12 protein-coding genes, 1 tRNA gene and 1 pseudogene are annotated in these 14,827 nt (G+C 40.8%); 6 read left to right on the forward strand and 8 right to left on the reverse strand.

Going from position 1 to position 14,827, the window contains the following annotated elements; genetic code table 11:
- Positions 1–6: 6 nt before the first annotated feature.
- Positions 7–1,821 carry an aminodeoxychorismate synthase component I gene (pabB, locus tag JWG44_RS03340; protein WP_205273545.1) on the reverse strand — a complete coding sequence of 605 codons (1,815 nt, stop codon included), beginning with the start codon at positions 1,819–1,821 and terminating at the stop codon, positions 7–9.
- A 31-nt stretch (positions 1,822–1,852) separates the two neighbouring features.
- Here pabB and JWG44_RS03345 point away from each other — a divergent pair, with 31 nt between their 5' ends.
- From JWG44_RS03345 to JWG44_RS03355, 3 genes are all read left to right on the forward strand, one after another.
- Positions 1,853–4,027: an MASE1 domain-containing protein gene (locus tag JWG44_RS03345; RefSeq protein WP_205273546.1), complete on the forward strand. Its 2,175-nt coding sequence runs from the start codon at positions 1,853–1,855 to the stop codon at positions 4,025–4,027.
- A 52-nt stretch (positions 4,028–4,079) separates the two neighbouring features.
- Positions 4,080–4,685 (forward strand): TetR/AcrR family transcriptional regulator, encoded by a 606-nt coding sequence (locus JWG44_RS03350; protein ID WP_205273547.1) that lies wholly within the window; start codon positions 4,080–4,082, stop codon positions 4,683–4,685.
- A 114-nt stretch (positions 4,686–4,799) separates the two neighbouring features.
- A complete protein-coding gene (locus JWG44_RS03355) occupies positions 4,800–5,711 on the forward strand; it encodes a hypothetical protein (protein ID WP_205273548.1) in 912 nt (303 codons plus the stop codon).
- On the opposite strand, the gene JWG44_RS03360 is transcribed toward JWG44_RS03355, so the two are convergent.
- Complete coding sequence (locus JWG44_RS03360; RefSeq protein ID WP_205273549.1) at positions 5,708–7,210, reverse strand: PLP-dependent transferase; 1,503 nt, start codon at positions 7,208–7,210, stop codon at positions 5,708–5,710. The genes JWG44_RS03355 and JWG44_RS03360 overlap by 4 nt on opposite strands.
- Before the next feature lie 66 nt (positions 7,211–7,276).
- Positions 7,277–8,341, reverse strand: a complete 1,065-nt coding sequence (prfA, locus tag JWG44_RS03365; RefSeq protein ID WP_205273550.1) for a peptide chain release factor 1 — start codon at positions 8,339–8,341, stop codon at positions 7,277–7,279.
- Positions 8,342–8,381: 40 nt separating this feature from the next.
- On the opposite strand from prfA, the gene JWG44_RS03370 reads away from it, so the two are divergent.
- Together JWG44_RS03370 and JWG44_RS03375 are read left to right on the forward strand one after the other, a co-directional pair.
- A complete protein-coding gene (locus JWG44_RS03370; RefSeq protein WP_205273551.1) occupies positions 8,382–8,987 on the forward strand; it encodes a hypothetical protein in 606 nt (201 codons plus the stop codon).
- A gap of 26 nt (positions 8,988–9,013) precedes the next feature.
- The gene (locus JWG44_RS03375) at positions 9,014–10,174 is read left to right on the forward strand and encodes a hypothetical protein (protein WP_205273552.1); all 1,161 of its coding nucleotides are present in this window, start codon (positions 9,014–9,016) and stop codon (positions 10,172–10,174) included.
- A gap of 3 nt (positions 10,175–10,177) precedes the next feature.
- Here the strand turns inward: JWG44_RS03375 and JWG44_RS03380 are convergent, their stop codons facing one another.
- The 4 genes and pseudogenes from JWG44_RS03380 to JWG44_RS03395 all read right to left on the reverse strand — a co-directional run bounded on the left by JWG44_RS03380 (position 10,178) and on the right by JWG44_RS03395 (position 13,189).
- Positions 10,178–11,224, reverse strand: coding sequence for a hypothetical protein (locus tag JWG44_RS03380; RefSeq protein ID WP_205273553.1), 1,047 nt, complete (start codon positions 11,222–11,224; stop codon positions 10,178–10,180).
- Between the two features lie 11 nt (positions 11,225–11,235).
- Positions 11,236–11,670, reverse strand: a complete 435-nt coding sequence (locus JWG44_RS03385) for an NUDIX hydrolase (RefSeq protein ID WP_205273633.1) — start codon at positions 11,668–11,670, stop codon at positions 11,236–11,238.
- 164 nt (positions 11,671–11,834) lie between these two features.
- Positions 11,835–12,500 (reverse strand): rhomboid family intramembrane serine protease, encoded by a 666-nt coding sequence (locus JWG44_RS03390; protein WP_205273554.1) that lies wholly within the window; start codon positions 12,498–12,500, stop codon positions 11,835–11,837.
- Positions 12,478–13,189, reverse strand: a pseudogene (locus JWG44_RS03395) (TetR/AcrR family transcriptional regulator). Before JWG44_RS03395 ends, JWG44_RS03390 begins: the two are co-directional and overlap by 23 nt.
- A gap of 512 nt (positions 13,190–13,701) precedes the next feature.
- Here JWG44_RS03395 and JWG44_RS03400 point away from each other — a divergent pair.
- Complete coding sequence (locus JWG44_RS03400) at positions 13,702–14,505, forward strand: LA_3696 family protein (RefSeq protein WP_205273556.1); 804 nt, start codon at positions 13,702–13,704, stop codon at positions 14,503–14,505.
- 182 nt (positions 14,506–14,687) lie between these two features.
- Here the strand turns inward: JWG44_RS03400 and JWG44_RS03405 are convergent.
- Positions 14,688–14,771 (reverse strand) — tRNA-Leu (locus tag JWG44_RS03405).
- Between the last annotated feature and the right edge of the window lie 56 nt (positions 14,772–14,827).

Genomic DNA, 14,827 nt, shown 5'->3' on the forward strand with positions numbered 1-14,827 from the left:
GAAAGCTTAGAACTTCCGCGGATTTTCGCAACTAGATTCTAAACTCGAATTTTTTGCAGAATCTTCGATCTTTTGAACTCGCAAAATTCCCCGAAGCGAATTACAAAGAAAAACGGAATCGGAGGACTTTAGGTCCTCCAAAGAAAGAGAACGTTCATAAAAACCCTTTCGTTTTAAAAGTCGATTGCGATAGATCCCCGGAAGAATTCCGGAAGAAACAAGCGGAGTAAAGTAAGAATCTCCGATTTTCAGAAAGACGTTTGTGATACTTCCTTCCGAAATCTCATTTCTTTCGTTTAAAAATAAAACGTCCAAATAAGAAGAATTTCTGGATCGAGTTCCTTCTCGGTCGTAGACGTCTCTGAGATTTGTTTTGTGTTTTCTGAATTCTGAAGAGGAATCCATCCGGGTCGAGCTGATTTGTAAGTTTCCATCTTTTTGAAAGGAGGAAAGAATCGAATGTTCGAAGTAAAAGTTTCCGGTCGTATTCAAGCAAATTTTGATACGATAAGAATTCTTCTCCTTACATGCGGAACGAACTTCCTGCAGACAAGAATCCCATCCGTTTTCGGAGAAAGGAAGTTTCAGAATTTCAGCCGAAGTTTTCATTCTGATTCGATGCTCCTTTTGAAAATAGAAAATTCCATTTTTGTAAAGTATCGTTTCAAATAAGGAAAAGTTTTGAGGCGCTTCGGAAAAAAATTTCGCCTTTTCTAAAATTTCTAGCCATTCTTTTTCAGGATCCGAATCCCATGTGATTCCAGATCCAATTCCGATTTTTCCTTTCCCATGAGAAATTTCTAATGTACGAATCGCTATCGAAAAAACGGCGTCCGAATTTGGACGAAAAATTCCGATTGCACCGGTATAAAGCCCTCTCGGTTTTTCCAATTCTTGAATCAATTCCATCGCTCTGAGTTTTGGAGCGCCGGTAATCGAACCTCCGGGAAATAATTCTCGGAAAATGCCGGTGGTTGTGATTTCGTCCGAAAGTTCGGATCGAATCGTACTGGTCATTTGTAGAATCGTTTTGTATTTTTCCACGGAGAATAATTCCTGAACTTGGACGCTTCCTTTACGACTGATTTTTCCGAGATCATTTCTCATCAAATCGGTGATCATCAGATTCTCCGCTTTTTCTTTTTCGGAGTTTTTTAAAAACTCGGAGTTTTTTTCATCTTCGGATTCGGTTTTTCCTCTCGGGTATGTTCCTTTCATGGGTTTCGTGATTATACTTCGTCCTCGTTTTTCAAAAAAAAGCTCCGGTGAAAACGAAAGAACGTCCAAATCCGGAATTCGTATCCAAGATCCGTATGAAACGGGTTGCCGATTTGAAAGTATATTATAGAATGATAAGATGTTGCCTTCAAAATCGAAAAGGATCCGATCCGTATAATTGATTTGATAGATTTCCCCGAGAAAAAGTTTTTCACGAATCGATTTTAGATTTTGAAAATATTGATTCTGGTCCGGTAAGGATGAAATGTGAAATCCAAAATTTTGAGAAACGATTTCTTCAATCTTCGGAAGAATTTCCGGTTCTTGAAAAACGCCGAAATACAAAAACGGAAAATCCGTTTGAAAATTTTTTCGATTTATTCCTGAAAAAATTTCTCCGGCTTCGTAAGAAATAAATCCTGCGACGTGGAATCCATTTTGAATGTTGAGTTCGATTTCGTTAAGCGACGATTCGATTTCTTTTGAAGTAAATGCCTTGATTGTGGTGATTGGGTTACGAAAGAGAATCTTTCCGGAAGGATGGAATCCTTCATCGAAAATCATAAAAGGCTGGTCAGAGAATAGGAGTTCTTCGATTCTCATTTTAGAGCAAACTTAATTAGGATTGATGATTTTGTCTCTTCGTTTCAAAGCAATCATAAGAATCTCAGGAATCATTTTATTCTCCGGGATTATATATTATATTCTCGCCCAAATCGGAAGAAATACGGCGATTTATCCCGGATACGCATCCGCGATTTGGCCCGCATCCGGAGCGGCGCTTGGTTTAACTCTTATTTTTGGAAACTATACGATCGTCGGCGTTTTGATCGCGTCTTTCCTTTCCAATTCGGGCACGGATCTATTATCAGGAATTTGGATTGATCCGAATAAAAATTTATATCTCAGCGTTTCGATAGGTTTTTTCTCAGCGCTTCAGAGTTACGTCGGCAAAGTCGTGCTAACGAAACAAATTCCCGGCTGTAAAGTCTCCGAACGCACTTATTTCGTCCTTCTGTTTATCTTTCTTGAGGCGCTTGTCTGCAGTATCAGCGCGACCGGTTCCGTTACGACGATGTACTTGTTAAACGAAATCGAGTTATCGGGTTTGCGCCAAAGTTGGCTGACTTGGTGGGCGGGAGACACGCTCGGAGTTTATATCGGAGCCCCCTTTATTCTTTTTTGGTTTAGAGGAGAATACAAGATACCGAAAGTTTTTGATTTTTTAGAATCCATGACGTTACTTCTATTGATCGTATTTTTTTCTCTCGTATCATTCGATTTGGTTACTCCGATCCTCTCTTTGAGTTATCCTCTGGGATATATTTTAATTCCTTTGATTTTATGGTCCGCGTTTCGTTTGGGAGAAAGGGCGAGTAGTCTGGCAGTAGTCCTTTCCTCCGTGATCGCAATCCTCGGAACCATTTCCGGTTCTCCGCAATTTTATGCCGAAACGATGAATGCTTCCTATATATTGCTTCAATTTTTTATCGCTGTTCTTTCGATTACTAGTTTACTCGTCGTTAGTATCGTGAATGAAAGAAACGAGGCTGAAAACCAACTGAGAATCTCTCACCAAAGTCTAGAAGCCAAAGTTAAGGAAAGGACCCGAGAACTCCTTGAGGCGAACGAAATTCTCAGGGAAGAAATACTCGATAAAAACGAGGCAAGGGCCGCGTTGGAAAAAAGTCAGACCCGATACATGGGGTTGTTCGAACACCTTCCCGTCGCAATTATCGAAGCCGATTATTCCGAACTAAAACGTGTGTTAGACGGACTTCCGATCGATTTAAATGGAGATTCTTTCACGGATTATCTGGAGGAGAATCCGGATTTTGTACAACTTTGTTTTGATTCGATTCGGGTCATCGGAGTCAATCAAGAGACGGTGAATCTGCTTCGAGTGGATTCTTACGAAACCGTATTTAAGAACTGGAAACGTTTTTTTAGTCAGGATAATTTCAAAGTGTTTAGAAGGGTTCTTCGTAAAATTCGGGAAGAATCCTATTTTTACGAAGTAGAAGTCGGTTTTAGAGTCCAGGACAATACAAGGCTGGATATTAAAATTCGCTGGTCCGTCCCGCCCGGTTTTGAAACCTCTCTTTCCAGCGTGATCGTAACGCTGTTAGATTTCACCGAGATCAAATCCACGGAACGAAAGCTGCAACTTTCTTTGGAAGAGAAAGAAGTGATGCTCAAGGAAATTCATCATAGAGTAAAAAATAATCTTCAGGTGATTTCATCGCTTTTGTCGATGCAATCCGATTACGTTCATGATAAAGAAAGTCTTTCCGTTTTTAAGGAAAGTCAAAATCGACTTCGAACGATGTCGATGATCCACGAAGAATTGTATCAATCCGAGAACTTAGGAAAAATTCAGTATTCGATCTACATTGAAAAATTATTGAATCAGCTTTTTCAAGTTTATGGAAAAGCTGAATCGATTCGATTGATTACCCAGCTTGAATCTTTGGATATCAGCGTTAACAGAGCCATTCCAATCGGATTGATATTGAACGAATTAGTTTCCAATTCTCTAAAGTATGCGTTCCCACAAAATCTTTCCGCCACGGGTTTACCCGAGTTGAAAATATTTCTCTCTAAAAAGAATGAAAACTTAGAACTCAAAATCGAGGATAATGGAATCGGAATGCCTCTCGGGTTTGATCTTGACGATTCCACTTCACTCGGTTTGAAACTCGTAAATATTCTCGTGAGACAACTCAAAGGAAAAATCGATTTTTCCTCCGATTCTAAAAAGGGAACTCAGTTTACGATCTTAGTTCCTTTGAGCGTGGATCTCATCTGAGAATCTTCTGGTTTACAAAAAAAACTCCGACCCAAAACATTCTCACCGAAGTATGAAAAAAGAAGAAAAAATTCAGGCTCGAAGAGAGGAGATTTTGGACGCGGCCTTGGATATCTTTTCTAAGAAAGGATATCACGCCGCGGGAATTGCGGACATCGCCGGAAAATTGGACATCGGTCACGGAACCTGTTATCGTTATTTTAAGAATAAATTGGATATTCTTCATGCGCTTTTGGATCAAGTTCAGGCCGGACTTTCCGAAGTGATCTCAAGACAAAGTCCGGATAAATCCAATTCCTTGGAAGAATACAGATTTCAGATCGGAGAGATCGGTGCCGGTTTATTCGAACTTTTTGGAAAGGACGTTCGAATCGGTCAGGTTTTCTTTTTTGAAACTCAGGGAATCGACGATTCTATTTCGATCAAGATCAAAAAAACTTATGATCTTTCGGCGAAGGTTACGGAGCTCTATTTGCTTAACGGAGTAAAAAAGGGATTTTTAAGAAAGAATCTGGATACGGACGTCGCTTCGAAAGCGGTCAATTCCATGATGTTTGAGGGAATTCGTCAGTCCATTTCCCACAAATCAAACGAAGAATACGCGATTCGTTGGATGAAAGCGGTTCCGGACCTGATGTTGGATGGAATGAGGGCTTGATTTGTAATATCTTTTCTACTTTTGAAAAGAAGGAGTTCCTACTTTTTTTTTACTTGAAAAAAACTGAATGATGTGTCATTCTTTATTCAAATTTAAGAAATAGGAGAATTGAAAATGGTTCAAGTGGATGTTTTCTGGGCCTACGGATTAGGCGCAGGTTTTGCAATGGCGGCTTCTCGTCAGATTAAAAAAATTCAAAACTCGTCGGATTCTTCCCCGTTTGCGGCTTTGAAAGAGGTTGGTGAAAAGAAGGAAAAGATTCCATTTTGGAAAACTACATATTTTTTAATCAACGTGCTTTTCCTTTCCCTTGTCTTCGGACCATCGGGACTCTACTTGGTCTGGCAATTTACAAGTTGGGAAACGATGCAGGTCCTGGATAAATCGATGCCGGGTTGGTTGGTCACTCTTTTCGGTTTTACAAATGTTTCCCAGGGAATTCTCGCTTTCTGGATCGTTTGGAAACTTCTCGAAAAGTCGAAAGCATTTTTCGGTTTTTTACAAGTGATGCTGGGATATTTCGGAATGTTTTTTATTCTCGTTCACGGTTGGGACGGAGAAGGTTATAAAAGATTTTTTTCGGCGACTCGCGAAGAATACCTCAACAACTGGTCTTGGAATACTGCGCTTTCTTGGTTAACTTCCGATGTCGCGATCACGTTGTATGTCATGGGACTGATTATGATCCCGATCATGATCGTTATTATGTCCAGATGGTTAGAAGAAGGTCTTGAGATTCAAGGCGTTTCCCTCGAACAGGAAACGAAAGAAGGAAAGGGAAGCCCGGTTCAAAGAATCGTTTTCTTTTTTGGCTCGGTTTTTATCGGAGCACTTGGGCTAGCGATTCTTTCGAGTTTGATCATCCACACGCTTGGGTGGGTTTTGGGAAGTATCGTCGCGGCAGGAGTTCTTTATATATTAGGGATTTCTAAATTCGGAATTCTTTTCGCTTTTTACAAAGGAATTTTTCATCTCAAAGGAAACCCGACTTCACAAAGCGGAATTCCTGCGGAAGCAAGAGCTTAGACTTCGAGAGCCTTTTTGTATTCCTGAATCAATAGATCCGGGTCTTCGATTCCGACGGAGATCCGGATGAGATTTGGGTCCAATCCGTTTTCTTTTAAGAATTCGAGTCCTTCTTTTTTGGTCACTAATTCGTAGTGAGCCAAATAAACATAAAGCATGTTTAATGTGAATTCGGTTCCAAAGCTCGGGCCTTTTAGCAGCGCCAATCGATCGTAAAATGTTTCCAATGGAATCGAAAGCTCGATGGATAAAACTCCCGCTTGAATTCCGGGAATTCTTGTAATCTTTGAAAAGTTATCCGAGGACTCGGAAGATCCCGTCCAAAAAACATTCTTGATCCCGGGTTGTTTGGAAAAGAAATCCGCTAATTTTATTACATTGCCGCTGATTTTACGAACACGATCTTCGTATCCTTTGATTTCATAAGCGAGTCTTTCACAATCGCGAATATAAGGACTTTCCACCAACTCTTTACAAATCGGAAGAATTTCCTGAAACCATTGGGAGTTTCGATTTAGAATCAGAGCTCCCATCATCAAATCCCCGTTTCCACAGGCGAACTTCGTAAGACTTTCTATGATTCCATCCACGTACGGAAGCACATCGATTACTGCGGATCCGGCGATGGAAATATCGGCGATCAATGGAACTTTATGTTTATCCACGATCGATTTTAGTTTTAGATAATCCGGAACCAAAAGAAGGGGATTGGTCGGGCATTCGGTGATTATGCCCGCGACACGATCTCCATTTTGATTCAGAAATTGTTCGAGATCATCCAAGTCCGTCGCGTTATGGATCACATAAGAATCGTTAGTGTATTTTTCCATGATGCGGATATTATCCACATACAACCAACCCAAACGGATCCAAATCGTTTTGTTCCGCTTTTTTTGAATTCGATTTAAGGCTTCGAATACGGTATAAACCCCGTTCATGCCGGAAGAAGAAAGTAGAATCTCGGGATTAGAATTTCCATAAAAGGAAGAAAGCGTGGAAATAATTTTCTGAATAGGATTTTCTTTTTCAACCTTCTCTCGAAAGATTTCCTGAAGAATTCCTTTTTTTAAAAGAAAGTCCTCCGCTTTTCTGGAGGACGCAAGACAACCCGTGTGTTGAATGAAGGATAGAATTTCTTTTTCCAATTCTTTGAGGTTCGGAATGACTAACGTGACGATTTCCTCGTCTTCTATGATTTCAAATTCTTGAATGGAGAATTTTTGGACGATCGTGTCCGCGGCTTTTCTGGAAGAAACGATAAACTGAGGAGTGGTGATCTTTCTGTTTTCGCGATTGTAATCTAAAATTCTCGCGATATAAGAATGCGCCACAAATCTAGGATAACCCGACTTCAATCGGGAAAGAGTTTCGGTTCTTTTTTCTTCGTAGCCGACGACGTCGATAAGATGAGGAAGGCTTACCGATACGGCATGAATGTTTTCGAACGGAATTCTCTCTCCGCAAAGAGTCCTATGTGGTTCGCTGATTTCTTTTAACATTTCTTTGATTCCAGTTCGAGATCGATCCGTGATTTTTCAACCTGTAAAATTCTAAGATTTAGCTCTTTAGCTTGGTTGTGTTTCTGAAATTTTCCGAATTCGATCTTCCTCAGTGAGAGCGCCTATGAGTTCGTCCAAGTCGCCTTCCATGATTGCGGAAAGATTATGACTCGTAAATCCGATTCTATGATCCGTACATCTTCCCTGAGGAAAGTTATAGGTTCTTACCCTTTCGGATCGGTCCCCGCTTCCGATCATTTGTTTTTTGATCGCATCCGAAGCTTGTTTTTTGTCTTCGGCTTGTTTTTCGAGAATTCTCGCGCTCAAAATTCTCAGAGCTTTGGCCTTGTTTTTGTGTTGAGACTTCTCATCTTGACAAGCTACTACAACTCCGGTCGGGATATGTGTGATTCGAACGGCGGAGTCCGTCGTGTTTACGTGTTGCCCGCCGGCGCCAGACGAACGGTAAACGTCGATTCTTAGATCGTTTTCGTTGATCTCGACTTCTTCCGCGTCCGCTTCGGGAAGAACGGCTACCGTTACGGCACTCGTATGAATTCTTCCGCCGGACTCGGTACTTGGAATTCTTTGAACTCGATGAGTTCCAACCTCGAATTTGAAAAGATCGTAAGCACGATCGTCTTCCAAAGCAAAAATAATTTCTTTCAAACCTCCGATTCCCGTAGGAGAAGAATCGATGATCTCGGTCTTAATTTTGTTCTTATCCGCGAAACGCGAATACATTCTAAAAAGATCGGCGACGAAAAGCCCCGCTTCCTCCCCGCCGGTCCCGGCCCTGATTTCAACGAGGATGTTTTTACCCGAATTCGGATCGGGAGGCAAAAGAAGAATTTCGAGTTCTTTTTCGAGTTGTTCGAGTTTTTCACCTGCTTGCCGGATTTCCTCCTTGAGCATCAGGTGCATTTCTTCGTCCTTTTCAGACTGGATCAATTCTTCCGCGTCTTTTTTATCTTTTGTAAGTTTGAGATATTCTTCCACCTTGAGATAGAGAGGCGTCAAACGGGATCTTTCTTTGTAAAGATTTTTTAGCGAAGACGGATCCTTCGCCAGATTTAACTCTTCGCTGATCCGAAGGTATTTTTCTTGTATTTTTTCAAGTCTATCTATCATTGAATGAACTCGACCTTTCCTTTGTAAATCAACCCACTCTATGGAAAACCATATTTCCGTCGCAGAAGCTTTTTCTGAAAAATTCTTAACCTTACTGACCGACCTCAGAGGATATCGCAGTCCCTTCGGTAAAACCGTGGGCGACCCGAGCGATTTGATCGAAGAATGCGTGCAGAAGGCCGCGATCCGAGCCGGGGCGGTCAGCGCCGGGCTTTCGATTCCTAAAATGCATTTGGGATATCTGACCTTATTACCCGAAATGATCTTGTTCTACAGAATCCAAGGTCATCTCGTAAAAGATATCGCCGCTCTTTACGGAAAGGAATCTCAGGTTTCCCCGGAGATCATGAGTTACTGCATTTTTCCGGATACAAACCACGCCCTGATTCGATCGATTGTTCGAGACGTGGGAAGCAGAGTCCTTGTTAGACCCGCGTCCTTGGAAATTCTTCGTTCGATCGGCTTTCATCTCGGCTGGAAATTGTTTCGTAAGAATGGGAATTCTTCTTCGAGATACGCTTGGCTTCCGTATTTGGGGGCGGTCTTGAACGGAGGAATTTCGTTTTTGGATACAAAAACCACCGGAAGAAGGGCGACCGAACTTTTTCAAAAAGAATTCGAATTTACAAACAAAATCGATGAATAGACCCCAAAGAGAAACTGAAACATATTATGAATATTGAATCCATTTTGAAAAATAAGATCGTATCAAGAACGTTTATCCTTAAGAATACGATTTTGATTTTGTTTACGGTTTCTTTTTTTAATCTCTGCAAAAGTAGCCACGAAACCTTTATCGAAGAAATTCAAGAGCTGGTAGAACAGGAAAAATACGAAAAGGCCGCGGACAAATTAAAGGACAAACTTCAATCGCCGAAAGATCGCGATGAAATTCTTTCCTCGGAAGCTCCGGATTCGGCAAGGGTGATCGAATTTTCAAATGATCGATTGAAGCTGGTTTGGACCGAAGATCAAAAAATATTCTATCAAGACCTCTCGGCAGGAGAAAACAATTCAAGAAGTTTGGATCAGGTTCCTTCAAATTTATCTCTTTCACAAAACGCAAATTATGCGCTGGTGGAATATCCGATGCAAACATCCGGAGGTTGTAGATACGTTGCGATTTCATTGAAGGATTCGAGTCTTTCTTACGAAGCGGGAGCTCAGGTCTCCTGCAAGAATCGCGGATCGATTCTTCCGGACGGGTCTAAAATTTATTACTTTGTGGATGATAATCTATACGAAGAAAAAACGGTGGAACCTAGAAAGCCGGTCTTAGTATTGAATAAGGAGAAAATCGTTTCTCCGTTTCCGAATTTAAAAACTCGTTCTCTCATGTATTCTTCCGGAAATTCTTTTTTGATTTTTTCCGGTAATGCAGGCGCATACAATCTTTACTGGTTTCATCCCACACAAAAGACCGCGGAAAAAATCGATAAGGATATTCTGAGTCCGATTCTTTATTACGGCAACGGTGAAAGCGCGTATTATATCGGCGGCGAAATCGGTAAGTTGCATCTAAGAAGAATCAACTTTTCTTCGAAAGGGAAACCTGCGATCACGAAACTATTTACGGTGAGCAGAAAGGAAATTTATCCTTGGAAATTGGCGAAGAAAAATGAGTTTCTTTCGGGTTATTCAGGCAAAGTTCATCTCTGGGGGCCTTTGAAAAAAAGTCAAAATCTCCCGATCCTTTGTGAAAGAGCTTATCTTTCCGGCGATGATCGGATCGTCTGTGAAACGGAACCCGGTCAATTGATTTTGAGCAAACTCGACTTTCAACCTGAAGATTGGAGTATCTGGAAACTCTACGAAGAAGTTCGCAGCAAATAAGGATTATAAGAATAGGTTGAGAATCAACGGCTCTTTGCTGTTCACGCCCGGAGTCGGAGCACCGTATCTCGTCTTTACGTAACTTCCGCCTTCGAAATCTCGATCGATCAACGAACCGGAAGGAATCACTCGAATCGTTGATTCGAAATTGGATTTAGTCGCCCATTCTTTCAGAAATGTCTCCGATGATTCTTCTCCGATCGCGATGATCCTGGAAACGAACGTCTTCTTGATCTTTTCTTGGAACTCAGTGTTTTTGAATTCTTCTAAATAAAAAATGCCGAATCTTGCAAATGGAAATTGATAGCTGATTAATGGAATGTCGTTCTCTTTCGGAGAGGAAAGATTGCTTTCCGTAAACTTGGAAAGATCTTTTCTCCATACTTCCGAAGGATTGTGGAATAGAAATTCTTTGGCGAGTTTTCCGTTCGGTTCAAAGAGAAACACAAATTCTTTCCATTCCCCTTCCGAATTCGAAATCAAATTTCCGTTTTCCAGATTTGCACCGGGCAAAAGGATCGAACCCGGCATAAGATAAACTCCATAGGTTCTGGAAAGATTAGAAAAGATTCTTTGATAGGTGGATGAAATTTTTGAATACGGATCGGTCCTTTGTCCCGTAATCAACCCGATCCAATTTTTAAAACGAATTTCCAGGCTCAAAAGGAAAAATGCTCTTTCTAAATTTGGGCTGGAGAAAACTTCCTGACGCGCATTTAGAAAATATAAAAAACTTCCGGAATGGGAAGGAAGGACGACTAACGTATTTTTTTTGATGAATCCTTTTTGTTTCGCCTGTTTGAGCGGATTATCCAGGGTTTTCAAAAATCTTTCTTCCGAAGAAAAGTCTTCGAGTCGCCATTCGGGCTGGATTACAAGAATATTTCCCGCGTTTCTGTCGTATCCGGCGGTAAGAATCTGATATTCTTTTTGTTTGAGTGCCGCGTATTGTTCCGAAGAAATTTCTTTTCCGGAAAAAATAGATGCGATTCCCAAAAAAATAGGAATCAAGATAAACGATACGATTGTGTTTTTCCAAAATGGAGTCATATTCTTTTTCTCTAATGAACTAAAGATGAGTATTCCTTGAGATAGAGATTGACCGCGTCGAGCATGTATTCCGAGAACAACGGACTCGGATTGTAAGAATGGACGTTTTCCCAAGCGATGTAGTCGTGTTCTTCGGAAAGTCGAATTTCCCCGCCTAAAAAATTCGCGTGATAGGCGACGATGATACAAGGAAAGTTGCCCTCGTTGACGCGGTGTTTGTGAATAAAAAGAGGTTTTGCTGAAACTTCGATTTGAACGTTCGAACCTAATTCTTCTTCGATTTCGCGTTCCATACTGAGTTTCCAATCTTGGTAAAACTCGTCCTCGTTCATTCTTCCGCCCGGCAGGTCTCCAAGGCCCGATTTTCGATCTCTGAGAATCAGTAATTCGTCTCCCTTTCTTAGAAATAGTTTTTGAGTGATTTGAAAGAAGCCGTGTTTGCTCAAGGATGATTCATTCTCCGAGTTTCCATACAGGGGCTGATAATTTTTCTTTGCTGACAATCATTTTTATCTTCGTCTCCTATTTTGCGTGCTGATCCGCAAAAGGAGTCAAAACAAGATTCTTAGATAATTATAAGAATCTTGTTTGTGATTTTCGGAGTTGGAACTTAACGATTGGAATAGAAGAACGCCAAGATTAAAGTGAGGACGATAAATATTAAGTTTAGAATAAAACCGGAATGAAGTTGTTTTCGTTCCGTCGGTTTTAGAAAATACGCGGCAAAGATGACGGATATAAATCCCCCTAGATGAGCCCAACGAGCTACTCCGTCGTCGTTAAATACATTGGTTATATCAGAGTAAACCATGATCCAAGCGACGAGAAATACGGGAAAGGGAATGTTCTTCTGATTAAAACGCAACGAGAAGGGGGAAAGAAGCGCTGCCACTGCGGCTATTCCGGAAATTGCGCCGGAGGCTCCGACTACGGGCGTCGAATCGTGTAATATAATTCCTCGAATGAAAGAATCCAAAAGGGAAGAAATTAAAGCTGCCATAAAAAAGAAAAGAAGCCATCTTCCTTTTCCGGCCTTGTATTCCACTGCTCTTCCGAGAAAAAAGAGATAAAACATATTTCCAAAAAGATGAAAGATGTTTCCGTGATAGAACACGGCTCCGATCCACGAGATCGGCTGGATATGTCCCGGATGATTCAGGAAATACTGCCGTATCAAATGTTCCGGTAAAAAAATGTTCACCAGAAAAAAGGTCGCGGTCATTAAAAAAACAAAAAAGGTCGTTAAAGGAAATTCAAAAAGAAGAATCCGAATCAAAGTGTTTCCTTTCCTCCGGGAAAATATCGAGTGAGATAGGATTTCAGAATGATCTTCAATTCGATGATCATTCTACTGGAAAATTCCTTATCTTTTTGCTCGCGTATCCAACGGTTCAAAATCGCATCCGTTACTTCCACGATAATTCTTGAGATGATATTATTTTCCGCAGGATCAACCTGAAACTGGGAAAGGATTCTAGAAACGTTCGCTGAGATTTTCAAATTGTTTTCCCGGTCAATTTCAATCAGCTCAGGATCCTGTTTCATGGAAGACCAAAGTGGAGCGAATCCCGGCTCGGTCAGATAAAAATTGGCAAAAGAATCGATTACGAGATCGATCAGCTCTTCCCAATTTTGCCCTGAAAGATCGGATTGAAAGATTTCGGAAAGCATTAGATTGACTCTTTCCAAATGTCTTTGGCCAACCGCATTCAAAACTGCGTGTTTATTCGGAAAGTATTGATACAAGGAACCGATTGGAATTTCAGCTTCTTGGGCAATCATATTTGTTGTGATTGCTTCCGCGCCGTTGCGTTCTAGCAAAACAGCTACTACGTCCAAAATTTTCTGAACGCGATCGATGGATCGTCTCTGAGAAGGTTCTTTTCGTGGATCCAAAAGAGACGGGTTTTTCGCTGATTCGCTATTTATAACTTTCTTATTCTTTATTGTTTTCTTTGAAATCAAAGCAAATCTCCACCGCAGAAACGGCCAGGTTCCATTTACAGATTTCATGGGAGAAATTCAAGAAAAGTATTGAGCGAAAAATGAATTGTTCTCAATTTCCGGTCGGAAAGTTCCTTTCCATTCATTTAAGAATTGAATGAAAAAAGTAGAATTCTCAAATGCAAAGATCCAATGGAGCTCAAAAGGATTCAAAATTGAATGATTCGAATTATAGTGTAACATCTGCATTCTTGAATTAGAGAATTGGGATTCCACTTTACCTGAAATTTGTTACACAGACTGGAAAAGAAATTATAGTTCGGAAAGGTTGGTGTGATAAATTATAAAATTCTAATTGATTCTTCCTAAAAATTGAATGAACCAAGTGATCTAAAAATTTTCAAAAAAAATTCACCTTTTTTAAAATAAGATAAAAAAATTCGCCATCGACAAGGCCCTTCTTTCGATTTCCGGAACCGTATTGTGGAGAAGGAAAAAATGAGCTTGAACTCGAAAGAAAGGAAGGTGCAAATATGGGAATGGATTTAATCCATAGAATTCCACGCAAGTTAGAAGAACTTTTGGGTCCGGAAGGAACGGATCAATTTGTGGTTTTTCTAAACGATGCTTTAACGGCTTCGAAAACATCCACTCTCGAATCGTCAGCAAATCTATTTGAAACGAGCTTTCTCACCGAGAGCAGAAACATATTCTTAAGTTTAGAAGCATTGAAAACAAGTGTTTCCACCGAGCTTGAAAAATTACGTTATGAAATCAAAATCGAAGCTACGGATATTCGAGGTGAAATTTCAAATTTTCGCGCTGAAGTAAAGATCGAAGTAGCAGAATTAAGAACGGAAATGGCCGAGCTTAAATCTGAATTTAAAACGGATAACGCCAATCATAGTAAAGAAATTTCAGAACTTAGAGAAGAATTAAGAATCGAAATCGTAGAACTTCGAGCCGATTTAAAATCTGAAATCATCGAATTGCGAACGGAGTTAAAGACCGAAATTGCGGAAGTAAAAGCCGAACTGAAAGAGGAAATTACGGAACTTAGGACGGAGTTAAAGACCGAAATTGCGGATGTAAAAGCCGAACTGAAAGAGGAAATTACGGAACTTAGGACGGAGTTGAGATCTGAAATTGCAAATGTAAAATCTGAAATTGCCGACTTTCGAACTGAGGTGAAAACAGAAATCTCGGATGTTCGAATCGAATTACAAAAGTCAATCGGTGATATTCATAAATCGATCGTTCTACAGACTCGTTGGATCCTTGGAGGCATGTTGGGAGTTGCTACACTTTCAGCGGCTTTAGGAAAAATTCTTAATTAATTTTTGCCGAAGAAGGGACTCGCCCCTCCACAGTCTCGCATCGTGCTCGACTAAGTTTCGGGGCGTCTTTCTCGCGCACTCATCCATCCTGGATTCGTGTCGCTTTTTTTCGCTTCTTACGGAAGCTCAAAACGCTCTCGCTCGAAAGCTTCGAGTCCAAGTTTGATTGTTCTATTACTTTTTGCCGAAGAAGGGACTCGAACCCCCACGACCTTGCGATCGCTGGCACCTGAAGCCAGTGCGTCTACCAATTCCGCCACTTCGGCGAGGTGGAATGCAGTTAGAAACTGCTCTTACAATCTCGAGAGGTTTGGCTTTTCCG

This window comes from Leptospira ainazelensis (assembly GCF_016918785.1).
Lineage (GTDB): Bacteria > Spirochaetota > Leptospiria > Leptospirales > Leptospiraceae > Leptospira > Leptospira ainazelensis.